At 61.3% G+C, this 24,248-nt stretch carries 20 protein-coding genes; 18 read left to right on the forward strand and 2 right to left on the reverse strand.

Features of this window, described 5'->3' with window-relative positions; all coding sequences use genetic code 11:
- Positions 1 to 97 precede the first annotated feature (97 nt).
- Complete coding sequence (gene gcvA, locus IFT99_RS02665; protein WP_192130332.1) at positions 98 to 1,003, forward strand: transcriptional regulator GcvA; 906 nt, start codon at positions 98 to 100, stop codon at positions 1,001 to 1,003.
- Between the two features lie 77 nt (positions 1,004 to 1,080).
- On the forward strand, positions 1,081 to 1,908 hold the full coding sequence (locus IFT99_RS02670; RefSeq protein WP_192130333.1) for a DMT family transporter: 828 nt from the start codon (positions 1,081 to 1,083) through the stop codon (positions 1,906 to 1,908).
- A gap of 11 nt (positions 1,909 to 1,919) precedes the next feature.
- Here IFT99_RS02670 and IFT99_RS02675 read toward each other — a convergent pair whose 3' ends face one another.
- Both IFT99_RS02675 and IFT99_RS02680 read right to left on the reverse strand, forming a co-directional pair.
- A complete protein-coding gene (locus IFT99_RS02675) occupies positions 1,920 to 2,201 on the reverse strand; it encodes a hypothetical protein (protein WP_192130334.1) in 282 nt (93 codons plus the stop codon).
- A gap of 177 nt (positions 2,202 to 2,378) precedes the next feature.
- The gene (locus tag IFT99_RS02680) at positions 2,379 to 2,897 is read right to left on the reverse strand and encodes an Hcp family type VI secretion system effector (RefSeq protein WP_192130335.1); all 519 of its coding nucleotides are present in this window, start codon (positions 2,895 to 2,897) and stop codon (positions 2,379 to 2,381) included.
- Positions 2,898 to 3,577: 680 nt separating this feature from the next.
- On the opposite strand from IFT99_RS02680, the gene tssA reads away from it, so the two are divergent.
- The 16 genes from tssA (at position 3,578) to IFT99_RS02760 (ending at position 24,040) form a co-directional block, all read left to right on the forward strand.
- On the forward strand, positions 3,578 to 5,134 hold the full coding sequence (gene tssA / locus IFT99_RS02685) for a type VI secretion system protein TssA (protein ID WP_192130336.1): 1,557 nt from the start codon (positions 3,578 to 3,580) through the stop codon (positions 5,132 to 5,134).
- A 32-nt stretch (positions 5,135 to 5,166) separates the two neighbouring features.
- Positions 5,167 to 5,670, forward strand: coding sequence for a type VI secretion system contractile sheath small subunit (gene tssB, locus IFT99_RS02690; RefSeq protein ID WP_192130337.1), 504 nt, complete (start codon positions 5,167 to 5,169; stop codon positions 5,668 to 5,670).
- 25 nt (positions 5,671 to 5,695) lie between these two features.
- The gene (gene tssC, locus IFT99_RS02695) at positions 5,696 to 7,171 is read left to right on the forward strand and encodes a type VI secretion system contractile sheath large subunit (RefSeq protein WP_065988878.1); all 1,476 of its coding nucleotides are present in this window, start codon (positions 5,696 to 5,698) and stop codon (positions 7,169 to 7,171) included.
- 13 nt (positions 7,172 to 7,184) lie between these two features.
- Positions 7,185 to 7,604 carry a type VI secretion system baseplate subunit TssE gene (tssE, locus tag IFT99_RS02700; protein ID WP_065988879.1) on the forward strand — a complete coding sequence of 140 codons (420 nt, stop codon included), beginning with the start codon at positions 7,185 to 7,187 and terminating at the stop codon, positions 7,602 to 7,604.
- A 107-nt stretch (positions 7,605 to 7,711) separates the two neighbouring features.
- Entirely contained in the window at positions 7,712 to 9,499 is a 1,788-nt protein-coding gene (tssF, locus tag IFT99_RS02705) for a type VI secretion system baseplate subunit TssF (protein WP_192130338.1), read from the forward strand.
- Positions 9,463 to 10,485, forward strand: a complete 1,023-nt coding sequence (tssG, locus tag IFT99_RS02710) for a type VI secretion system baseplate subunit TssG (protein WP_065988881.1) — start codon at positions 9,463 to 9,465, stop codon at positions 10,483 to 10,485. Before tssF ends, tssG begins: the two co-directional genes overlap by 37 nt.
- Positions 10,482 to 13,061 carry a type VI secretion system ATPase TssH gene (gene tssH, locus IFT99_RS02715; protein ID WP_192130339.1) on the forward strand — a complete coding sequence of 860 codons (2,580 nt, stop codon included), beginning with the start codon at positions 10,482 to 10,484 and terminating at the stop codon, positions 13,059 to 13,061. Before tssG ends, tssH begins: the two co-directional genes overlap by 4 nt.
- A gap of 10 nt (positions 13,062 to 13,071) precedes the next feature.
- Positions 13,072 to 14,589, forward strand: a complete 1,518-nt coding sequence (locus tag IFT99_RS02720; RefSeq protein WP_192130340.1) for a sigma-54 interaction domain-containing protein — start codon at positions 13,072 to 13,074, stop codon at positions 14,587 to 14,589.
- A 78-nt stretch (positions 14,590 to 14,667) separates the two neighbouring features.
- Positions 14,668 to 14,808, forward strand: a complete 141-nt coding sequence (locus tag IFT99_RS02725; protein WP_065988884.1) for a type VI secretion protein — start codon at positions 14,668 to 14,670, stop codon at positions 14,806 to 14,808.
- 17 nt (positions 14,809 to 14,825) lie between these two features.
- Positions 14,826 to 16,025, forward strand: coding sequence for a type VI secretion system-associated FHA domain protein TagH (gene tagH / locus IFT99_RS02730; RefSeq protein ID WP_192130341.1), 1,200 nt, complete (start codon positions 14,826 to 14,828; stop codon positions 16,023 to 16,025).
- Between the two features lie 5 nt (positions 16,026 to 16,030).
- Positions 16,031 to 16,537, forward strand: a complete 507-nt coding sequence (gene tssJ / locus IFT99_RS02735) for a type VI secretion system lipoprotein TssJ (RefSeq protein WP_192130342.1) — start codon at positions 16,031 to 16,033, stop codon at positions 16,535 to 16,537.
- Complete coding sequence (tssK, locus tag IFT99_RS02740) at positions 16,534 to 17,865, forward strand: type VI secretion system baseplate subunit TssK (protein ID WP_192130343.1); 1,332 nt, start codon at positions 16,534 to 16,536, stop codon at positions 17,863 to 17,865. The genes tssJ and tssK overlap by 4 nt, the downstream gene beginning before the upstream one ends.
- Before the next feature lie 5 nt (positions 17,866 to 17,870).
- On the forward strand, positions 17,871 to 18,752 hold the full coding sequence (icmH, locus tag IFT99_RS02745) for a type IVB secretion system protein IcmH/DotU (RefSeq protein WP_192130344.1): 882 nt from the start codon (positions 17,871 to 17,873) through the stop codon (positions 18,750 to 18,752).
- Between the two features lie 13 nt (positions 18,753 to 18,765).
- Positions 18,766 to 22,293, forward strand: a complete 3,528-nt coding sequence (gene tssM, locus IFT99_RS02750) for a type VI secretion system membrane subunit TssM (RefSeq protein ID WP_192130345.1) — start codon at positions 18,766 to 18,768, stop codon at positions 22,291 to 22,293.
- On the forward strand, positions 22,293 to 23,021 hold the full coding sequence (locus IFT99_RS02755; protein WP_192130346.1) for a PP2C family protein-serine/threonine phosphatase: 729 nt from the start codon (positions 22,293 to 22,295) through the stop codon (positions 23,019 to 23,021). Before tssM ends, IFT99_RS02755 begins: the two co-directional genes overlap by 1 nt.
- Positions 23,018 to 24,040 (forward strand): serine/threonine-protein kinase, encoded by a 1,023-nt coding sequence (locus IFT99_RS02760; protein ID WP_192130347.1) that lies wholly within the window; start codon positions 23,018 to 23,020, stop codon positions 24,038 to 24,040. The genes IFT99_RS02755 and IFT99_RS02760 overlap by 4 nt, the downstream gene beginning before the upstream one ends.
- The last annotated feature ends 208 nt before the right edge of the window (positions 24,041 to 24,248 follow it).

Raw genomic sequence — 24,248 nt, forward strand, 5'->3', positions numbered from 1 at the left:
AAGTAAGTCGTTCCCTCTGTCGATCTGAATAATGTTCTACCATGAGTCGTCATTCATGGTGTGAGCCGCTGCGTTCACGCCCGCGAGGCCCGATGAAATGAGAGACCTGCCACCCACCGCCACCTTGCGCGCCTTCGAAGTCGCCACCCGTCACGGGACGTTTACCTCCGCCTCCGAGGAGCTGCACGTTACCCAAAGTGCCGTGAGTCACCAATTAAAAAATCTCGAAGACATCTGGGGCGTGCAGCTGTTTCAGCGTGGCAAGACGTTGAGCCTGACGCCGGCCGGTGCAGCGCTGGCGCCCATCGTGCGGACTTTTTTCATGAACCTGGAGGCGACGCTTGCGGACCTCCGGGAAGAGAACGGCCGGGTCAGGCTCAAGGTCAGCACGACCTATTCCTACGCGCTGAAATGGCTGTTGCCGCGCCTGCCCAATCTGTCCCAGCTGCACCCGGAAATCCTCGTCACGCTGGACAGCACAGACACCGCGATCAACTTTGCCAGCGGCGAGGCCGACGTGGCGATCCGCCTGGGCGGCGGCAACTACCCCGCGCTGCACTCGGAATTCATGTTCAGGGAGCACATCTTCCCGGTGGCGAGCCCCGACTTGCTCAAGCGCTTCGGCATGCCTCGGGAGCCGGCCGAGCTGTTGCGCTATCCGCTGTTGGCCCGGGACGGTTCCGACCTGGTGCCCAAATGGGAGGTGTGGTTTCAGAACATCGGCCTGGGCGTCACCTCGCTGAAGGAGAGCGTGCGTTTTCCCGACACCAACATGACCGTGGAGGCGGCCTTGTTAGGGCAGGGCATCGCTCTTGTTCGAAGTGGCCACGTGGAGAAAGAGCTGCGCGACGGCAGTTTGATCAGGTTGTTCGACGTACCGTTTCCCTCGCCGGTGGCCTATTACTTTGTCTGCCCGAAGGGAGTCGAAGCGCAGCCCCATGTGGCAAGTTTTCGCGACTGGTTGATCAGGGAATCGACTGCAGCCGGGCTTAGTTATGGCTGAGGCATGAGCAATTGCTCATGATTCGATGAGCAGACTTCGCTTCCGTTTTGTGGGTCAGCCTGACTAAGATCCGCCCCATGCCGACCCATATCATTCTGTTAATCCTCTTCGCCGCTCTGCTGCACGCCAGCTGGAACGCGTTGCTGCGCGGCGGCAACGACAAGCTCTGGTCAATGACCATCATGTGCGTGGCGGTGGCCATCGTCAGCCTGGCCGGGGCACTGTTCATGGACGCCCCGGCGCCGGAGAGCTGGCCTTACGCGGTGCTCTCTGCGCTGCTGCATGTCGGCTATAACCTGTTTCTGGTGCGCACCTACCGCAGCGGCGACCTCGGGCAAACCTACCCGATCTCCCGGGGCTCATCTCCGGTGCTGATTACGCTGTGTGCTTCGCTATTTGCGGGGGAGGTGATCGAGACCGGCGCGATGATCGGCATTGCACTGGTGTCAGCGGGGATTATTTCTCTGGCGTTCAAAGGCCGGAAACTGGACACGGCCAGCCTCCCGTATGCGTTGGGCACCGGCTGTTTCATTGCGGCCTATAGCGTAACGGACGGCATTGGCGGGCGTCTGTCCGGCGCGCCGATGGCGTACACCGTGTGGATGTGCGCCCTGTGGGGTGTGCTGATGCCGATCACTTACATCGGTCTGCGGGGCGCACGCAGTCTGCTGACGGTCCGGCCCGGTTTGGTCGCCTCGTTGGGCGGAGGCGTGGTGTCGCTGCTTGCTTACGGCATCGTCATCTATGCGATGACTCTTGCGCCGATGGGGGCCGTGTCGGCACTGCGCGAAACCAGCGTGCTCTTTGCCGCATTGCTCGGGTATCTGTTTTTGGGCGAGTCGCTGACCGTGCGCAAGATCCTCGCGTGCGTGGTCATTGCGGCCGGCACGATCATCGTTGGCTGAGCCGTGCAGGCTCACTTGCGCAGCTTCGGTTTCACCGCCTTCAACCGCGCAATGGCCAGGTTGTGCAGGAATTGGCGTACGGCGTCGTGGTGCTCGACGCTGACGTGATAGCTGTCCAGCAGTCCCAACAAATACCCCTCGGCCATGGCGTGATAACGGGACACGCTTTCGCGGGTGTCACTGGTGTTTAGCCTGGCAATCAGCTCGTCGATCCGGGCGCGGTGCTCCTCTGAGAACCAGTCCTGCTGAGGGGCCGAGCCCGTATCGTCGGTCAGGGGCGTGTGCAGATTCATGGGGCCTCCAGGCGAGCACATCGGTCGCGGGCTGACAGGGCGCGGGACGGATGTGCAGCCGATCCCGCGAACATGGGGTTGGACAGCGCATCTGCCGCAAAATCCGCTAGCCCGCGCCGCGAAGGCTCGGAAATCCCGGCCAGTCTTACCGGCCGGGATTTTGAGGGTCAGCCGGACTCAGCCAGCCACCGGCGAGCGCCAGTCATCGGAGCCCGACGTGCCGCAGACTTCGTGGGTCCAGGTGATCTTGCGGTAGGTAAACTCCACGTCTTCCAGATGGGTGAAGTGAGCGTTCGACGGGTCCTGGCAGTTGTGCATGTAGTCTTTGATGTCGACGATAATCGCATCCTCGAGTTTAGTGGTGTAGTAATGCTCCTGTGTCCCGGCTGCCGAGGTGCGATACCACTGGATAGTGATCTCGGTCAGGCGTTCGCCCGACGTCAAGGCTGCCAGCAACAGCGGTGAAGACTTGTCGAACACCTTGGTGATCTTGACCGGCTTGTGAACACGCTGACCGGTCGGCTGACCCGACTGCGGGTCGCGGGGGATGATCATTTCATGTTGAAACCCTTGCACCATGACCTGATCTTCGTGACCTTCCTGAAACGTGTTGCCGACCGAGTCTGCGGTGAAAGCGCCCGCGGTGATCAGGCCCTGCTTGGTGCCTGTGACGGACATGTACGCTGGTGTTGCCATGAAGATGCTCCTTGCCTCATAAATTAAAGTGCCCAACAGCCAGTTCGCCTGGTGGACAGTGGTATCAGTTCAAGCTTCGTGCCATGTAAGAAGTCATCCCTGTAAAACATGGGTTTGATGGGGGTTAAACGGTTCTTTGCCGGTTGAGGAGAAAGTTTTCTGCCGTGATGTGCGCAAGAAGTTGCACAGCGCTGCGCAACTTCTTGCGCATTCGGCTACAGAGGTCGGGATATAAGGGCTGCAAGTTATCGCTCAGCGATTTTTCGTTCAGGCAGTGCGCAACTTCTTGCGCATGGAGGCCCAGTGATAGTGCTTGTTGCGAGTGAGTGCAGGCAGCTGAGTAAGAATGATCCAGCCAGGCATGGGGGGCTGCATGATCTCCAGGCTCCGGTTCTGACCTCTGAACCCTATGTTTTCCGCCGTTCGATCATCGATAAAAAAGATTTATGAAAGAAGTCTCTCTGAATCCCCGGTATTCAGAGAAACTTCCTACAAGGCTAGTGGAAATATCGCGTTTATAGAAAGCTTGATAGTGTAATTACCGCTGAGTACTATTCGCGGCCTCTGATGGGTAGACGTTTTGTTACATGTCGGTTGCCCACTTCGCTTGTATTTTAATTTCGTCAGGCTCGCCGATTTAAGTGTCTGTCGTTGGCGCGTTTTTACGCTGAAGATCTCGAATGTCTTATTCAAGTCCACTGTCTGAATATTATCTTGAAGCTGCCCAAGCCTGCATATCCACTGTGAGCTTCGCGGGTGAAGACATTCGTTTTTCAAACGAATACGAGGCGTTGGAAAACGAGGTTAATAAAGCTCGGTCCATGCATGAAACGGCCCAGATCGACTGGCTGAACGTGCGTGAACAAAGTGAAAACCTGCTTCGCACCCAATCCAAAGATTTGCGCGTCGGGGCTTGGCTGACGTGGGCCCTGTATCAGCGTGAATCTTTCCAGGGGCTGTTGGCAGGACTTGGGCTTCTTCACCATCTTTGCGTACGCCACTGGGATGAAGTTCATCCCGTCAAGGCCCGCACCCGTTCCGCAGCCATCGGTTGGCTGCTCCCCCGTCTTGAGCAAGTGCTGTTTGATGACGTCGCTATCAAAGAGCAGTCGCCGCTGTTCAGTCGCCTCGTCGAGATGCTCGAAGACCTTGATGCGGTGTTCACGCAGCACATGGGCGACGATGCACCCTTGCTCTTGCCGGTGTCCCGGCGTTTGAAAAACATGGCCCGGCACACGGTTCACAACCTGCCTGACGCCAGGATTGCCGGAGGCGCTGATGCGCCAGTCAAGCCGTCTGCCACTCCGCCGCTCCCCTCAACTGCGCTGATCGACAGCGAGAAAGACGCGCAAAAGTCCCTGCGGTTTCAGCAGGATAGCGGGCGCTCATTGTGTGCCTGGTGGCTCAAGCAGAAAGCCAGCGATCTGCGTGCATTGCGTTTGAACCGGACATTGCTGTGGTTGCCGATCGAGGCATTGCCGGAGCGCAACTCAGAGCACATCACCGCGCTGCGCGGGCTCCCGGCAGACAAGCTCAAATGTTATCGAGACCGATACGATCAGGGCAGCTACGCCGATCTGATTATCGAGCTGGAGGCGAGTCTGGCAAAGGCGCCGTTCTGGTTCGATGGCCAGCGAATGGTCTGGGAGTGCCTGCACGCGCTGAAAGCCGAGGTGGCAATGCGTGAGGTAGAAATCCAGTTCGCGCTGTTGATTCAGCGGCTCCCCGGGGTCATCGAGCTTCGTTTCCACGACGGCACCCCGTATGCGGACCCTGCGACTCGCGCCTGGATTGGCGCCAGCGTCACACCTCGCCTGCAGGCTGCCAGCGCGCCTCGCAGCGTCGACACCACAGATAACCAGCCGGTCTGGGAAGACGCCCTGGAGTGTGCGGTCTCGGTGCTGCGCGATGACGGCATCAGGGCCGCTGTCCAGCGCCTGAAGCAGGGCCTGCACAGCGCCCGGGGCGAGCGTGCACGATTTTTCTGGCAATTCGCCCTGGCCCGGTTGTGCTTCACCGCCAGGAAATACGAACTCGCCAAGACCCAGCTCGAAACCCTCGACCAAACCCTGCAGGACTCAGGCATCAATGCCTGGGAGCCTGATCTTGCGCTGCAGGTGCTGCATCTCTTGCACAGCTGTTTCGAATTGCTGCCCCAGGGTCATGGCGCCCGGGAACGCAAGGAAGAGGTTTATCGCAGGCTGTGCCACCTCGACCTCGAAGTCGTACTTGAATAGGCCCCAGGGCCCTAATTACCAGGAGAACGGCCATGGCCAAAGAAGGATCGGTAGCCCCCAAAGAACGTATCAACGTCACGTTCAAGCCCGCCACGGGGGGGGCGCAGGAAGAGATCGAGCTGCCTTTGAAGCTGCTCGCAATCGGTGATTACACCTTGCGAAAAGACGAGCGAAAAGTCGAAGAGCGCAAGCCCATCAGTATCGACAAGATGACCTTTGACGAGGTGCTGGCGAAGCAGGTCCTGAGCCTCACGCTGAGCGTGCCCAACCGTCTCCAAGCGGAGGAAGGGAATGAGGAGTTGGCGGTGCAACTGCACGTCAAGTCGATGAAGGACTTCAATCCGGCCTCGCTGGTCGACCAAGTGCCGGAACTGAAAAAACTCATGGAACTGCGCGACGCCCTGGTGGCGCTCAAAGGACCGCTGGGGAACGCGCCCGCTTTTCGCAAAGCCATTGAAGGCGTACTCGCCAACGACGAGTCCCGCGGTCGCGTGCTGGGCGAGCTGGGTTTGAACGCCGCCGCCCAGGACACCTGAGTCCATCTGCCAAGGAGCCAACATCATGAGTACTACACCAGCGCAGCAGCAGGGCAAAGAACCCGGCGAGTTCAGCATTCTCGACAGCATCATTGCCGAAACTCGCCTGCCTCGGGATGAGGATGCCTATGGCATCGCCAAGCGCGGCGTGTCGGCGTTTATCGAGGAACTGCTCAAACCCCAAAATGCGGGTGAGCCGGTCAAGAAGGCAATGGTTGACCGCATGATTGCCGAGATCGACGCCAAGCTGGGGCGTCAGATGGACGAGATTTTGCACCACCCGGACTTCCAGTCTCTGGAGTCGTCCTGGCGTGGTTTGCAGTTGCTGGTCGAGCGGACCGACTTTCGCGAGAACATCAAGATTGAAATCCTCAACGTGTCCAAAGAGGACTTGCTGGAAGATTTCGAAGATTCCCCCGAGGTCATGCAAGCCGGTCTCTACAAGCATATCTACACCGCCGAGTACGGTCAGTTCGGTGGGCAGCCTGTGGGAGCGATCATCGCCAACTACTTCATGTCCCCCAGCGCCCCGGACGTGAAGCTGATGCAGTACGTTTCCAGCGTGGCCTGCATGTCCCACGCGCCATTTATCGCCGCCGCCGGCCCCAGGTTCTTTGGCCTGGAAAGCTTCACCGGCCTGCCAGACCTGAAAGATCTGAAGGATCATTTCGAGGGCCCGCAGTTCGCCAAATGGCAGAGCTTCCGTCAGTCGGAAGACGCCCGCTACGTGGGGCTGACGGTGCCGCGCTTCCTGCTGCGCAACCCGTACGACCCGCAGGAGAATCCGGTCAAGTCGTTCGTCTACAAGGAAACCGTTGCCAACAGCCATGAGCACTACCTGTGGGGCAACACGGCGTACGCCTTCGGTACGAAGCTGACGGACAGCTTCGCGAAATTCCGCTGGTGCCCGAACATCATCGGCCCACAGAGCGGTGGCGCAGTCGAAGATTTACCGCTGCACCACTTCGAAAGCATGGGTGAAATCGAAACCAAGATCCCTACCGAAGTACTGGTCAGCGATCGGCGTGAATACGAGTTGGCGGAGGAGGGCTTTATCTCCCTGACCATGCGCAAGGGCTCGGACAACGCGGCGTTCTTCTCCGCCAGCTCGGTTCAAAAACCCAAGTTTTTCGGCACCAGCGCGGAGGGCAAGGCAGCGGAGCTGAACTACAAACTCGGCACCCAGCTGCCGTACATGATGATCGTCAACCGTCTTGCTCACTATCTGAAAGTCCTGCAACGCGAGCAGCTGGGTTCCTGGAAAGAACGCACTGACCTCGAACTGGAACTGAACAAGTGGATTCGCCAGTACGTTGCCGACCAGGAGAATCCGAGCGCTGAAGTCCGTGGTCGGCGTCCCCTGCGTGCCGCGCAGATCATCGTCAGTGACGTGGAGGGTGAGCCCGGCTGGTATCGGGTCAGCCTGAACGTGCGCCCGCATTTCAAATACATGGGCGCCGATTTCACCCTGTCGCTGGTGGGCAAGCTGGACAAAGAGTGAAAGGGGTCGACGCATGACTGGCTACGGCAGCCTTTTTGAACGCCTGGGTGGCGACGCCGACAAGCGCGTTGGCTGGAGCCGCGAAGACGCTGCGACGGCATCGGTGGCTGCCCATCTGGCCAAGATGCTCAGCACCCGTGCGGGCAGCGTTCAGACGCTTATCGACTACGGGCTGCCGGATCTCAACGACATGCGTTTGAGCCTTCATGACGCGTTGACCAACGCGCGGCTCGCTATTGAGGTTTTCATCGAAACCTACGAGCCACGCTTGAGCAGCGTCCAGGTCATCGCGCTGCCCCACGAAAACGATCAGCTTCGGCTCGCCTTTCGTATCGAGGGGCTGCTGGAGGTTGAGGGTTTCAAGCGTCAGGTCACTTTCGCCGCCTGCCTGGAGGGCGGCGGTCAGGTACAGGTCAACCACAGAAAAGCCTGATGTCAGGACACGCTGCATGTGACTGCACCCGATGACGGAAGGCACCAGCAGGCGGTTTTCCGCAACGACCACCCTTGAACCAAACAGCTGCGCTCGAAGGTAAAACCATGTCCTTTAACCACTACTACCAAAGCGAGCTCACCGCGCTTCGCCAGCTAGGTCGTCTGTTTGCCGAGCGCAGCCCGGCGTTGGCGCCTTTTCTGGGGCAGGCCGGACGGGATCCTGACGTAGAGCGGCTGCTGGAAGGCTTCGCGTTCCTGACCGGACGCCTGCGACAGAAGCTCGATGACGAGCTGCCCGAGCTCAGTCATTCGCTGATGCAACTGCTGTGGCCCAACTACATGCAGCCGCTGCCTGCCTTCAGCATTCTGCAATTTGACCCGCTGAAGCTGGCAGGGCCTGCGCTGAGGGTGGAGCGGGATACGCCGGTGGACAGCGTGCCGATCGATGGCGTGCAGTGTCGCTTCCGCACCTGCTACCCGACCGATGTCCAGGCGCTCGATCTGGTCGCACTGACGTACTCGGTCAAGGGCGAGGGCTCACTGTTGAGTTTGCGGCTGGAGATCAGCGGCGAAGGCCATTTTGGTGAGTTGCAATTGAGCCGTTTGCGCCTGCATTTTGCCGGCGAGCGTTACATCAGCCAGATGCTTTATCTGAGCCTTCTGCGCAATCTCGAGAGGATCGAGCTGGTGCCGTTGGACGGGGACGGCAAGCCCATCCAGGGCGTCAACGGCCTGCCCATGTCATTCAGCATCCCTGGCGACCGTATCCAGCCCGTGGGATTTGCCGAAGACGAAGCGCTGATCCCGTATCCGCTGAATACCTTCCGCGGTTACCGCTATCTGCAGGAGTACTTCGCTTTCCAGGACAAGTTTTTGTTTGTGGACGTGAATGGTCTGGACCTGCTCGCTGCATTGCCGGAAGAAACGCTCAAACGCCTACGCGGGCTTGAATTGCGTTTCGACATTCGCAAGAGCGGTGTGCAGCGCCTGCGACCGACGCTGGACAACGTCAAGCTCCATTGCACGCCCATCGTGAACCTGTTCAAACATGACGCCACGCCGATCCGCCTCGATGGCAGACAGGACGAGTACCTGCTGATGCCGGCGCTCTATAGCCCGGAAAATTGCGGCGTGTTTTCGGTCGAATCGGTGATCGGCTGGAGGCCCGGTGGCTTGGGTTACGAAACCTACGTGCCTTTCGAGTCCTTTGAGCATGACCCCAGTTTCGATGTGCCGAACCGCCGTCCGCACTACAGCATTCGCCAGCGTTCATCGTCGCTGCACGATGGGCTCGACACCTACCTGAGCTTCGGCATCCGTCACACCGAAGCCTCTGAAACACTGTCGATCGAGATGACGTGCACCCATCAGAACCTGCCGCGCAAGCTCAAGCTGGGTGACATTTGCATCGCCTGCGAACAGACACCGGAAGGTCTGACCTTCCGCAATATCACCCCGGCCACGCCCAGTTATGCGCCGCCGCTGAACCGCGACTTCCTGTGGAAGCTGATCAGCAACATGTCGCTTAACTACCTGTCCCTGGCGGACGTCAACGCCTTGAAGGTGATCCTCGAAACCTACGACTTGCCGCGCTATTACGACCCGCACGCAGAAAAGGTCAGTAAGCGCCTGCTGGGCGGGCTCAAGTCGATCCGGCACCAGCATGTCGACCGGCTGCACAAAGGGCTGCCGGTACGCGGGTTGCGCACCGAGCTGACCATCGACCCGCACGGCTATATCGGCGAGGGCGACGTGTTCGTGTTCGCCTCCGTTCTTAATGAGTTTTTTGCGCTTTACGCCAGCCTCAATTCGTATCACGAGCTGCGCGTGAAAAGCACACAGGGAGAGGTGTACCAATGGACACCCCGTATGGGCCTGCAGCCCCTGCTTTGAGCGGGCTGACCCAAGGCATACGCGAATATTCGCTGTTTCAGGCCGTCTTGCTGGTCATCGACCGGCTGCGCATGGCGCACCCGCATTTGAGCGATGACGACCTGTATGACCAGCTGGAATTCCAGGCCAACCCGAGCCTTGGCTTTCCGGGCAGTGATGTGGACCGCGTGGAGTTTTTTGAAGCGTCCGGGCTGATGCGTGCACGCCTGCGCTTCAACCTGCCGGGACTTGTCGGGTCCGGATCGCCTTTGCCTGCGTTTTATAGCGAGCAGGCATTGGGCGACAGCGAGGAAGGCAACCCGACCCGCCAGTTCCTGGACCTGTTTCACCACCGCCTGCATCGGCTGATGCTGCCGATCTGGAAGAAATACCGCTACCGCGCCTGTTTTGAAAGCGGCGCGATCGATCCGTTTTCGTCGCAGTTGTTCGCGCTCATCGGACTGGGCAGCGAGGAGATTCGACAGGCGCGGGAGCTGAACTGGAAGCGACTGCTGCCCTACCTGGGTTTGCTCAGCCTGCGCGCGCATTCGGCAGCGCTGATCGAGGCGGTGCTGCGGTACTACTTCAAACACGCAGCACTGACGATTGAACAATGCATGGAGCGTCGCGTGGACATTCTCCAAGAGCAGCGCAACAGCCTTGGCCGAGCCAACAGCCAGCTCGGCGAGGACCTGGTGCTTGGCGAACACGTCCGCGACCGCAGTGGCAAATTCCGCATTCATGTTCGAGAGCTTGGCTGGCAGCGTTTCCACGAGTTCCTGCCCATCGGCGCGGGTTACCAACCGCTGTGCGCATTGGTGCGATTCACGCTGCGTGACCCGCTTGATTACGACGTTCGCCTGGCGCTGCGTCAGGAAGAAATTCGCGAACTGCGCCTGGCCGGACAGAACGCGTGTCGCCTGGGATGGACCAGTTGGCTGGGCCGCGACCGCGCGGACGGCGTGGTCACCCTGGGCAGCCAATCATTAAGGACAGCCGAACGATGAGTAACATCAACCTGCAACAACTTATTCAGGCGCTCGACGCCGAAAGCCGTCGCGACCTGGAGCACGCCGCCGAGCGCTGCGTGGGACGCGGCGGTAGCAAGGTGCTTGTCGAGGACCTGTTGCTGTGCTTGCTGGAGCGCCCACAGGGCCTGCTGTCCCGCGCGCTGCAGGATGCCGGTGTGGACGCGGGTGAACTTGGCGCCGCGTTGCAGATGCGGATGGAACACAGTGCGTCCCGCAGCCCGGTATTTGCCCCGGAACTGGTGCAGTGGCTGCAGGATGCGCTGCTGGTCGCCAACCTTGAATTGGGCCAGACCCAGGTTGAACAAGGGGCGCTGATCCTTGCGTTACTGCGCAACCACATGCGTTACGCGGGCAGCCGCTATCAGGCATTGCTCGCCCGACTGAACATCGAGCGGTTGAAAGCATTCGCCTTGTCACAGAAGGTGCATTCCGACACCGGCAACCGCGATGCGGCCGGCGAGTCACTGCTGACCCGCTTTACCCATAACCTCACCCAACAGGCCCGAGACGGCAAGCTCGACCCGGTGCTGTGCCGTGACGACGCCATTCGGCAAATGGTGGATATTCTCGCCCGTCGGCGGAAAAACAACCCGATCGTGGTGGGTGATGCCGGTGTCGGCAAGACGGCAATCGTTGAAGGGCTGGCGTCGCGTATCGTCGCCGGGGAAGTGCCGCAGGCAATACAGGACGTTGAGCTGCTGTCGCTGGACATGGGGCTGTTGCAGGCCGGCGCCAGCGTCAAAGGGGAGTTCGAACGTCGCCTCAAGGGCGTGATCGACGAGGTCAAGGCGTCGCCCAAACCGATCATATTGTTTATCGACGAGGCCCATACCCTGATCGGGGCCGGGGGGGAGGCGGGTGGCTCCGATGCGGCCAACCTGCTCAAGCCGGCCCTGGCGCGTGGCGAATTGCGCACCATCGCTGCGACGACCTGGACCGAATACAAAAAATACATCGAGAAAGACCCGGCGCTGGCCCGCCGCTTCCAGCCGGTGCGGTTGCACGAACCGACCATCAATGAAGCAGTGACCATCCTGCGTGGCCTTGCTCACGTTTACGAGCGGAGCCACGGCATCTATCTGCGGGACGACGCAGTGGTCGCCGCCGCTGAGTTGTCTGCCCGCTATCTCGCCGGCCGCCAATTGCCGGACAAGGCCGTCGATGTGCTCGACACGGCGTGCGCACGCGTTCGCATCAGCCTTGCCGCCGCCCCCCAACGTCTTGAGCGTTTGCGCAACGAGCTGGCTGAAGGCAGCCGCCAGCGTCAGGCGCTGCGTCGTGACGCCGAAGCCGGTTTGCTCATTGATCATCCGGCACTGGATGCACTGGAAAACCGTTTGCGCGCTGCGGATGAAGAACGCCTTGCGCTCGAGTCACTCTGGCTTGAACAGAAGGGATTGGCCGAGCGCCTGCTGGAGCTGCGTCAGCGAATGGCGCAGGCGGTTGATGTCGATGAACCGCACACTGTCGAAGACCTGCAAGCCGCACGCGATGAGATTCACCTCGCCCTGACTCAGGCCCAGGCCCGGGAGCGGCTGGTGAGCTTCGAAGTCTGCCCGCGGCTTGTCGCCGAAGTGATCAGTGCCTGGACCGGCGTGCCCCTGGCGCAGTTGGCGCGGGAGCACAATGCCAAAATAGCCAGCTTTTCAAGGGACTTGAGCGCCCGCATTCGCGGTCAGGAGCATGCGGTGCACGCCCTTGATCGTTCGATGCGGGCCACTGCAGCCGGTCTTAACAAACCTGACGCACCCGTGGGCGTGTTCCTGTTGGTCGGGCCGAGCGGTGTGGGCAAGACTGAAACCGCGCTGGCGCTCGCTGACTTGCTGTACGGCGGCGAGCGGTTCATCACCACCATCAACATGGCCGAGTTCCAGGAGAAGCACACCGTCTCGCGTCTGATTGGTGCGCCGCCGGGCTACGTGGGTTACGGCGAGGGCGGCATGCTCACCGAAGCGGTGCGGCAGAGACCGTATTCCGTGGTCCTGCTCGATGAAGTCGAAAAAGCCGATCCGGACGTGTTGAATCTGTTCTATCAGATCTTTGACAAGGGCGTGGCCAACGACGGGGAAGGGCGGGAGATCAATTTCCGCAACACGCTGATCCTGATGACCTCGAACTTGGGAAGCGACCTCATCAGTGACCTCTGTGCCGACGGCGCGCGTCCCGCTGCGCAGGTGCTTGAGGACACTATCCGTCCGGTGCTCGCGAGTCACTTCAAGCCGGCGCTGCTGGCCCGCATGCGCGTCGTCCCCTATTACCCCGTGAGCGGGTCAGTGCTGCACGAACTGATCGAGGTCAAACTGGGACGCCTGGGCGAGCGTCTGAATCGCCGTCAGCTGGCGTTCACCTTTTCCGAGGCGCTGGTCGATCATCTGGTGGAGCGCTGCAGCCAAAGTGACAGCGGCGCACGTCTGATCGACCACTTGCTGGAGCTTCACGTACTGCCCCAGGTGGCTGACCGGTTGCTCGATGCGATGGCGGCAGGTCAACGTCTCACGTCCGTGCACGCAACCGTCGATCACGAAGCCGCCGTGACCTGCGAGTTTGCCTGAGGTGGGCGCGATGTTCATTCAGGTCCCGCAGCCGCTGGCCTACGCCGAAGCGTTGCTGGAGCAATTCGCCCGGCTCGCCTGCGCCAGCGACGATGCGGCGCTGCTGGGCGGTTTCGCGCTGGGGCTCGCCGAGTTGAGCGGGTGCGAGCTGACACAGCTTTATCTGCTGGACGCGGGTCATACGGGTCTGGGGATGACCGCCGAGTGCCTTGAGGGCAGCTTGCAACCCCGCGAGGGACAAAGCCTGCCCGCCGATTACAACGATGAGCAGCTGCTGCAGTTTGCGCTGTGCCAAAACCGCGTTGTGTGCCTTGCCGATTTGCCGGGCAGCCTGCATGAAACCAGGTTCCTGCCGACCAGAGCCGTCCCCTGGCAGTCGCTGCTGTGTGTGCCCATCGTCAGTGATAAGCAGAAGGTGGAAGGCTTGCTCGTCTGCGCGAGCACTCGACACCTCGAGCTGCACGCTTTTGCCGACTCCCTCGGCCGACTGGGCACGTTCGTGCTGCGCCAATTGCACCTGCTTCAGCGCTTGAAACGCCGTACCGATGACCCACGACCCGTGCCCGTCAATGTGCCCAGCATCAGCGCCTATGGATTGATCGGCAAAAGCGCGCCCCTGCGCCAGACCTGTTCGATGATCAGTAAAGTCCTGCACAGCCCGTATACCGTTTTGCTGTGCGGAGAAACGGGCACCGGCAAGGAGGTGGTGGCACGTGCCATCCACGACCATGGTCCGCGTCGCTCTCAGGCTTTTATTGTGCAGAACTGCGCGGCACTGCCCGAAGGCCTGCTGGAAAGCGAGTTGTTCGGCTACAGCAAAGGGGCGTTCACCGGTGCCCTGCGTAATCGCGCCGGGCTGTTCGACGCTGCCAACGGCGGGACCCTGTTGCTCGATGAGGTCGGCGACATGCCATTGTCGCTGCAGGCCAAGCTGCTGCGGGTGCTGCAGGAGGGCGAGATACGCCCGCTGGGCTGCAACGATACGCACAAGATAGACGTGCGCATCCTTGCAGCGACCCACCGGGATTTATCGGTCATGGTCAGGGAAGGCACGTTTCGCGAAGATCTCTACTACCGTCTCTCGCAATTCCCCATCGAGTTGCCCGCCCTGCGTCAGCGCGGCGATGACATCGTCGATCTCGCCCGACATTTTGCCGACAAGGCTTGCGCATTTCTGCAACGGGATGCACTGCGCTGGTCGGACGCCGCGCTCGATTATCTTTCTGGCTATGCCTTCCCTGGCAACGTTCGCGAACTCAAGGGGCTGGTTGAACGTGCCGTTCTGCTGTGTGAAGGCGACGAATTGCTCGCCGAGCATTTCACCCTCCGCGCGCAGGCCGCCCCTGATGATGCCCGCCTGAATCTGCGCGAACGTCTTGAGCAGGTCGAACGTGGCTTGCTGCTCGATTGCCTGCGTAAAAACGCGGGGAATCAGACCCTGTCCGCCCGCGAGCTTGGCCTGCCCAGGCGCACGCTGCTGTACCGCCTTGGCCGCCTCAATATCAATCCGGGCGAAGTCAATGCGTAGCCCCGAACCATTTCTTTCCCACTTGCTTTCCCTCGCGCCGACCGTCGTCGCCTGGTGCTCACCCCTGGAGACCCTCTGATGTTTGCTCATCACCGGAACGCTGTTCTGCTCACCCTTGTTCTCCTCTGTGGCCTCTCGGGTTGCAGCGGGAATTACACGTTCAACGACAACAGCTATCGCCCGCTGGGTGATCCGCAGGCGGCCAACCGCAATTACTGACCGCCAGGAGAATCACCATGGAACTGGTTTTCGAGATGCTCAGCGCCCGGCAGTTTGTGCCTGCAGAGCAGTGCCAAAAAACCTTCAGGCAGGCGGGCGGCGTGATCGGACGGGGCGAGGACTGCGACTGGGTCATTCCTGACCGCAATCGGCACGTGTCCCACCACCACATCCTGATCAGCTACCGCGATGGCCGCTTTTATCTCACCGACACCAGCAGCAATGGCGTGCTGAGCGGGGAGAGCAGGACAAGGCTGCCCAAGGGACAGGCCGTGCTCATCGAGCATGGGAGTCTGTATGTGCTGGGCGATTTCGAACTGCGTGCCCGGCTCACACGGGACCCGGCCTCATTCGACGGTGACGTGGGTCGTATTTATGCGGCCGGCAGCATCATCCCGGACGACTCGTTTCTGGACCTCGACCCGCTGAATGCGCTCGATCGGCAGGAGCGCGTCCACTCAGACATCGACGAACTCATTTCGCCAGGTGGCGCCATCAAGGACGGTCAACAGCGTGCGGACTATGCCCGGGTGGACATGGAAAGCCTGCGCGTGCCAGAGCTGGTCGAAGATCCCGCGGCACAGCCACCACCGGCGCCTGCAGTGAGTGAAGTCGAGCGCCAGACCGATGACTTCTGGACCCGGTTTGCCGAAGCGCTGGGCATCGAATTCGACGACTTTGATCAGGATGCCCGGGAAATGCTGGCGCTCAATGCCGGCCGTTTGCTCAGGCAATGCATTGGCGGTCTGCAGCAGAACCTGCACACCCGCAGCGAGCTGAAAAACGAGTTGCGCCTGTCCCAGACAACCGTGCAGGGCGCTCAGCGGAATCCGCTGAAGTCGGCGGTTGATGCTGAAGAAGCACTGTCGGCGTTGTTGCGCCCTGGCAAGCCCGGGCAACTGCCTGCCGAGCTGGCAATAAACCGGGCATTCCATGACGTGCAGGCGCACCAGGTGGCCTTGCTGGCCGCCAGTCGCGCAGCAGCCCGCGCCACGCTGGAACATTTTTCACCCGAGCAACTCGCCCTGCGATTCGAGCGCGATAACCCGCCACTGCTCGTGACCTCCGGCAGTCGCTGGAGAGCCTTCGGCCGCTACCACCAGGCGTTGCGCCAGGACAATGACTGGAGTGAACGCTTGCTGGCGCGGGACTTCGCCCAAGCCTATGAAGAGCAAATTCGTCTGATTTCCACCCTCCACACAGATCATCAGGGATGAAGCGCATGTTTCGCCGTTCAACTGTCTTCCTACGTACGCTGACTGCGTTGATTGCTCTGCTCATGCTGGCAGGTTGCTCGACGCTGTCGCCGTATTCACACCTGACCAAACTCAACCTCAGGCTCACGGCCAGCGATCAGCTGAATCCCGATCTGAACGGCCGGCCGTCACCCGTTGTGGTCCGGCTGTACGAGCTTGAGCATGCAGTGGCCTTCGAGAACGCTGACTTTTTCAGCCTGTATGAGCGGGCCAAAGAGTCCTTGGCGCCGGACCTGGTCGCCACCGAGGAGCTTGAGCTGCGCCCGGGCGAAACGGTCGAGCTCAAGCTCAGTGTGCACAAGGGCAGTCGCTACGTCGGCGTTGTGGCGGCGTACCGCGACCTGTCACAAGCGTCGTGGCGCTCCACGCTTTACCTCGCGCCGCAAGCCGCCACCGACGTCGATCTGACCCTCGATGAAAACGGCATTCGGCCTTCCCATGAAACGCTCGCCGAGGCGGTTGACCAGCCATGAATACTCACAAAGTCATCTGGCAGGAGGGCATGCTGCTGCGTCCGCAGCACTTCCAGCACAACGACCGGTACTACGACCACCAGTTGAAAGTCCGCACTCGCTTGATGGGTGGCTATGCCTGGGGATTCTTGACGCTGGAGATCGACCTGCAGTTTCTCAACATGGGCAAACTGGTCATCAGCCAGGCGTCGGGCATTCTCCCTGACGGCAGTGTGTTCGAGTTGGGCGGCAACACCCAGTCGTTGGCCCTCGACATACCGCCCAATACCGGCAACACGCCTGTTTACCTGGCGTTGCCGTTGATCACCGGCAATCACGTGGAGGCGCGGCGTCCGGAGCAGTCCGATGTGCTGGCGCGTTACACCGCGTACGAAGCGCAAGTCGCCGATTCCAATGCAGGTGATGACGCGGCGTGTCAGGTCAGCTGCGGTCGGCCCGACTTCAGATTGCTGCTGGGCGAACAGCAGAGCGACCACGCGTACGTCAAGCTGAAGATCTGCGATGTGCTCGACACCACCCCTGACGGTGTGGTCAGCCTCGCCCCGGATTTCGTTCCGACCTACCTTCAGTCCCATTCCTCCAGCTATCTGCTGTCGTGCCTGAAGGAAGTCATCAGCATGCTCAGTCACCGGGGCGACAGCATCGCCGAGCGCATCCGCGCCAGCGGCACGGTCGCCGGCGCCGAAGTGGGCGACTTCATGATGCTTCAGCTGATCAATCGCGCCGAACTGCTGCTGCGTCACTACCTGGGTCTGGAGCACGTGCATCCGGAAGCACTCTACCGCGTGTTGCTGACCCTGCTGGGCGATCTGGCGACCTTCTCGAGCGACAGCAAGCGGCCGCGTCTGGACAGTCGCTATCGGCACAGCGATCAAGGGGAAAGCTTCCGCAAATTGATGGAAGCGCTTCGGCAGATGCTGTCGATGGTGCTGGAGCAGCACGCGATCGAACTGGTGCTGCAGCCGCGTCAATACGGCATCACGGTATCGCCGCTGCACGATCGCACGCTGCTGGGTTCGGCCTCCTTTGTGTTGGCGGCGAGTGCCCATTGCGACTCCGAGGAACTGCGCCACCGTCTGCCGGCGCATTTCAAGGTTGCACCGGTGGAGCGTATCCGCCAGTTGGTGAACCTGCACCTGCCCGGCATCAAGCTCACCCCGTTGCCGGTGGCGCCACGGCAAATTGCGTTTCATTCGAACAAAACCTACTTCCTCCTCGAACTCAGCTCCGAAGACCTGGCGCAGCTGGAGCGCTCCGGCGGTTTCGCGTTCCATGTGTCCGGTGAGTTCGCCGAGCTGGAGCTTAAATTCTGGGCCATCAGGAACTGACCGTCATGATCAGGGATAACGATTACCGCCAGGACCACAAAACCGTGCTGGTCAGCCGACAGGGTCATGGCCCCGCATCGGCGCCGATCACGGATTCCACGCCGCCGCCTCGCTTCGAGCAACTGGAAGAACGCATGATTTACGCCGCGCACCTGCGTCCGGCGCAGACGTTCAATGTCGGCGTGAACCCGCTCGTGGCCGCTGCATCGGAGCTGTTGTCCGAGGTGGTACGGCTCAAGCGCGGGGACCTCCCGCAAGACATGGGCGCGCTCCATGAGCATCTGACCCGCGTGATGAAGTCCTTTGAAGCGCGCGCGCTGCACAACGGCGCCGAGACCAGTCAGGTCGCGGGTGCCCGTTATGTGCTCTGTACTGCGCTGGATGAGGCCGTGGTCACGAGTGGCTGGGGCAACGAAAGCGAGTGGTCGCAGATGAGCCTGCTGAGCAGGTTTCACCAGGAAACCTTCGGCGGCGAAAAATTCTTCCAGTTGCTGGATCGACTCTCGAAGAACCCGGTGAAGCATCTGCCGATGCTGGAGCTGATGTACCTCTGCCTGTCGCTGGGCTTCGAGGGCCGCTACCGGGTGCAGACCCGTGGCGTGCAGGAACTCGAGAACATCCGCGACGCGGTCTACCGGCAAATTCGTCAGCTGCGCGGTGATGCGCCTCGCGAGCTGTCGCCCCATTGGGAAGGCCTGAGCAACCAGCGCCACGACCTGGTGCGCATCGTGCCCAGCGGGATGGTCGTGGGCTTCACCCTGGTCTGTCTGATTGTGATGTATTCGGGCTTTGCCTGGGTGCTCGGCGAGCACCGGAACGCCGTCCTGCAACCTTATCAGCTGTTTGATCAGCCTGCCGTTCAGCCGCAATCGCAGCCGCAGCCGTAAACAGAGACGTGTAATGAAAAACCTTTTCAAGAAAACCGGCGCGCTTTTGCGTCAGACGTGGGTGTGGACGCTCCTGCTGCTATTACTCGTGGCGCTCACGGTCTGGTTCGTCGGGCCGGCCCTCGCGGTTGACGATCGAAAGTTCTGGGAGAGTTCAACCTCTCGGCTGTTGACCATCAGTTCGCTGTGCCTGCTCTGGGGCCTTGCCATGGTCTATGTCAGCTGGCGTGCCGGAGAGCGCAAGAAAGCGGTGGAGGACAGTGAGGACGGTCAGGCGCGCATGCTGCGCGACGATCAGATCGACGAGGAGCAGGCTGAACTGACGACGCGGTTCAAGGACGCGCTGAAAACACTGAAGACCTCAGACCTGTATCGCGGCCGCAGTGAACACTGGCGCACCGAGCTGCCGTGGTACCTGCTGATCGGCCCCGAGGGCGCCGGCAAAACCAGCCTGCTGGACTTTTCAGGGCTCGAGTTTCCGCTCGACAAGGCCGAGCGCACACTCGCCCGTGACCCTCGAGGCACTCGCCACTGTGACTGGTATTTTGCCAACAATGCCGTGCTCGTCGACACCGCTGGCCGTTACCTGACCCAACCCGGCACTGACATCGACCGCAGCGCCTGGTGCACGCTGCTTGACCTGCTGCGCCGATATCGCCGCAACCGCCCTCTGAACGGCGTACTCGTCACACTCCCTGTCGACACGCTGCTCCACGACAGCGACCCTGAACTCGAAATCCTCGCACGGCAGGTGCGTACGCGTTTGCAGGAGGTGCATCAGAAGCTGCACGCCGAGGTGCCGGTCTACCTCGTGCTGAGCAAGGCCGACAGTCTTCCGGGGTTCGACGCGTTTTTCGATCAATTGACCCGCGAGGAAAGTGATCAGGTCCTCGGTACGACCTTCCGAAAAGGGCAGAGCGGCACTGACGCCGAGGTGTTGCGCGATGAATTCGGCGAACTGCTGGTTCGGCTCAACAGTCAGGTGATCACCCGCATCCATCAAGAGCGCGATCCCTCGCGCCGTGGCGGCATTCTCGACTTCCCCCATCAACTCAGTCGAATCGGCGAGCGCGTGTGCGTGTTTGTGGAACTGGCCTTCACTGGCAATCGCTATCAGTCAGCCAGCCAGTTGCGGGGCTTCTACCTCACCAGCGCGCCCGGCTTTGAGCAGGACATGCACGCGCCTGCGGTCGGCAGGGGGGTGAGTCCGGGGATCAGCACGGGATCGCTGCCGACTCTGGGCAGTGGGCGCTCGCGTTTCATCAACCACCTGCTCAGCAGGGTGATCTTCCCGGAGGCGGACCTTGCCGGCCTGGACACCCGCGAGCGCAGCCGTATCCACTGGGCCCAGCGCGCACTATATGCAGGGGCGCTGGCGTCACTCGCGCTGTTCGGCAGCCTCTGGGCCGTGAGTTTTTCCAGCAACTATGAACGGCTCGACAGTGTGAGTGCCCTGGCTCGAACCTGGGCCGAACAGCGGTCGGCGCACACGGTCCAGGCTGACCTTGTCGCAGTGCTCAAAGTGCTGGACACCCGTTACGCGGCGACCCAAGTTTTCCCAGGCAAAGGGGACGTCGGTTACCAGGCGCGTGGCGGCCTTTATCAAGGCGAAGCGGTCAATCCGGTTGTGGAAGGCGCTTACGAGCGCGAGCTGGAGCGTCTGCTCCTGCCTCAGGTGGCGATGATGCTGGAGGGGCAGATTGCCGCCAACCTTGAGAATCGTGAGGGTCTGCTCAAAAGCCTGCGTGCCTATTTGATGCTCGGCATGAAAGACCGGCGTGATGCGACGTGGCTCAGGGAGCGGGTAGCCGCTGACGGGTCCGAGCTGTACCCCGGCAATGTCGCGGTGCAAGACGGTCTGAACAGCCACTTCGAACGGTTGCTGAAGCTGCCTTTCGTCCATGCCCTCAATGATCAACGCGTATCGCAGGCACGGCAGGTCCTGCGCGGAGAGTCCCTGGCGAACGTTGTCTACCGGATCCTGCGCGAGCAGGCCGGTACCTTGCCGGATTACAGTTTCGACCAGCACCTCGGGCCGCAGGCGGCGCTGTTCGTCGGCGCCGATTATGTGATTCCGGGGTTCTACACCCGACAGGGCTACGAGCAGTACTTTTCGGTGCACGGCTCCCGGGTGGTGGCCGATATCCTGCGGGACAACTGGGTGCTGGGTGAAGGCGCCGGCCTCAGTGGCATGGACATGCGGCGTCTGATGGTGGAGCTCGAACAGCTCTATTTCCGCGATTACGCCGATTACTGGGGCGAAGCGGTCAGCGCGGTCGAGCTGCCCGGACCCTACGATTTCGCCGACAGTGCCGAGCAACTGGCGGGCCTGACGTCGGCCCATTCGCCAGTGATCAACCTGCTCAGGGAAGTCCGCGAAAACACACGCTTCACCCCGGTTGCCGAGGCCCTGACAAACGCCATCGATGTTGCCACGCAGGTGGCGGACAAAGGGGGCAAAGCCGGCAAACTGGCGGTGGCTGCGTCCAGCAAGGCTTCTGAAACCTTGAGTGCCTCCGTCCCGGATACCGCGCGCAAATCCCTGCAAACGCGCTTTGATCCGTTGCACCGCTTGCTCGACGAAAAGGACGGGCCGACGGCTGATCTGGTGCCCGTTCTGGCAGTGCTCAACGAGCTGCAAATGCAGATGGCCAGTCTGGGCAGGGCCAGCTCGCCGGAGCAGGCGGCATTCGACATGGCCAAGTCACGCATGGGCGGGCAGCGTGATGCGCTGGGCACCTTGCGTGCGGCATCCAGTCGGCTGCCGCGTCCGGTGGGCGCGTGGTTCAGCACCTTGGCCGAGGACTCATGGCGGCTGGTGCTTCGCGACGCGTATCAACACGTGAACCAGCACTACCAGAGTGAGGTGTACAGCTTTTACGCCAAGGCGATCAGCAAGCGTTATCCGTTCAACGCCAACAGTGCCAGTGATGTCGCACTCGGTGATTTTCGCGAGTTCTTCAAGGTACAGGGCGTCGCAGACCGCTTCTTCGACGGTTTTCTGCGGCCGTTCGTGAGTGGCGAGAAGGGCAGTTACCGTCTGCGCAGTATCGACGGGCAAAGCCTGCCAATCTCCCGTGCGTATCTCGAGCAGATGGGCGCGGCCCGGGTCATCCGGCAGGGGTTCTTTGCGGACAACCCGGCCGAGCCACAGCTGCAGTTCAAACTTGAGCCCCATACCCTGGACTCTTCTGTCAGCCGTTCCGAATTCAAGCTGGGCGACAAGACCCTCGAGTACCGCCACGGCCCGATTGTCCCGGTGTCATTTCAGTGGCCCACCGATGCCCAGGCCGGTCGAACCAGCCTGGTGCTCGACAGAATGGTGGGCCGCCCATTGGGTATCGAAGAAAGCTCGGGACCGTGGTCATTGTTCCGTTTGCTGGATTCGATGCAGCGGGAGGAACTCAGCGGTCGAGACGTCCTGGTATTGAAGGCCGACGTAGGGGGGCTGCGTGCCAGCTACCTGCTGACCAGCCAGCGCTCGCCAAACCCGTTCGACATGGCCGTGCTGCGTAGCTTCCGCATGCCGGCACAACTCTGATGGCGGCCGCCGGCCATTGGCGCAGCGCTGCCCGGACCCACGCCGGCAAGGTCCGGGAACGTAACGAAGATGCGTTTCTGGAGTGTCCCGAGCAGGGGCTGTGGGTGGTCGCCGATGGCATGGGCGGCCACCAGGGCGGCGACATCGCCAGCCAGATGATCGTCGCCAGTCTGGCGGAGCTGCCGCTGCACGGAAACTTCGATGACAGGCTTATCGGCGTCAGACATTGCCTGCACTGGCTGAACCGGCGGCTGGGTCAGGAGCTGACCGTTAATGCAGGCCGACAGGACAGCATCATTGGCAGCACGGTGGTCGCACTGCTCGTGGAGGAAAACCGGGCGGCCTGCGTCTGGGCCGGGGACAGCCGCTGCTATTTGTGGCGCGGTCAGCGGCTGTATCAGCTGTCCCGGGACCATTCGCTGCAACAGCAACTGATCGATGAACGACAGATGAACGCTCGACAGGCCCGGGCCCACCCTGGCGGGCACGCCTTGACCCGAGCGGTGGGCGCTGCCGAACACCTGACACTTGAGGTGCTGGAGCTTGAGGTGTTTGCCGGCGATGCGTTCTTGCTGTGCAGCGACGGTTTGTATCAGGGCTTGAGCAGCGATGCATTGGGCCACGCGTTGAGTCTGGCTCTGCCGGCAATGGCACTCAAGCGCCTGTTCGATGACGCGCTGCGGGGTGCCGCCCGAGATAACCTGACGGCTGTGGTGATCCGCGGATGACCGATCCTCTGCAAACAGATCCCGATGGACAAGCGCTCGTTACTCCCCCCGACGATGACCCGCCCAGCGATCTCACCTACTACGCCTTCGCTCAGTCGAAAAATCGTGAACCCGCTCGCCTGTCGGCCCCATCGGCCTTCAACACAATGCCCGACGTTCTCGCAGGCCGTTACTGCATTGAACGACTGCTTGGCGCCGGCGGCATGGGAGCCGTCTACCGCGCCCGCGATTTGCTCGCCGAGCAGTACGGCGATCCCGACCCGTATGTCGCGCTCAAGGTCCTCAACCAGGACTTCGCCGAATCGCCCGATGCCGGCGCCGTGCTCTACAGCGAGTTTTGCCTGACCCGCTACCTGCGGCATGACAGCGTGCTGCGTGTGCACGGATTTCACGTCGACACCGCCTGCGAGCGTGCCTTCATCACGATGGAACTGATGCGAGGTCTGACGCTGGACAAACTTCTTTGCGAGCGGCCTCTGGGGCTGCCGTGGCAAGAACTGCGGCAGATCGTGCTGCCGTTGCTGGACGCCCTGGCTTACGCCCACGGCTGCGGTGTTATTCACGGGGATGTGAAACCGAGCAACGTCATGCTCAGCGAGAACGGCGTGCGCCTGTTCGACTTCGGCCTTGGCAGGGCCGAGGAGGGCGTACTGCCCGGCCTGCCACACCTGAGCCGCGAGCGCTTCAACGCCTGGACTCCGGGCTACGCCGCACCTGAACTGCTTGAACACCGGCAGCTGTCGGCAAGCGCTGACATCTACGCGGTGGCGTGTGTGATCTACGAGCTGGCAAGCGGCAAACATCCCTTTCGCCACCTGCCCTCGACCCAGGCACGGGATGAACACCTCCACGTCGGCTTGCAGGCGCCAGCCCGTCTACCAAAACGTTGCTGGCCTGCCTTGCGAACCGCCCTCGCTTTTGACACCGGGGCCCGCGCGATAACGGCCGGGCAAATGCGTGACGCTTTCACCGGTTCCCCGTCCTGGCCGTGGTACAGGAAGATCCGCCCATCCTGGTGACGCCATCACGTGCGCGGTGCGAGATCCAACGCCTTCCCGGCTAAAGCCGGTCCCACTAACAGCGCACGCGATGTGTCGGAGGGCGCGCGCCCTCATATTGTGGGACCGGCTTCAGCCGGGAGTGGGCTGGTTTGAACGCTCTCAATTTCGCGGTGGGGCACCTTCGGTAAAGCACTTCTCCACTGATCAGATCAAAACCCGCCGAGAA

Origin of the sequence: Pseudomonas sp. CFBP 8772 (assembly GCF_014841665.1) — a bacterium.
GTDB lineage: Bacteria > Pseudomonadota > Gammaproteobacteria > Pseudomonadales > Pseudomonadaceae > Aquipseudomonas > Aquipseudomonas graminis_B.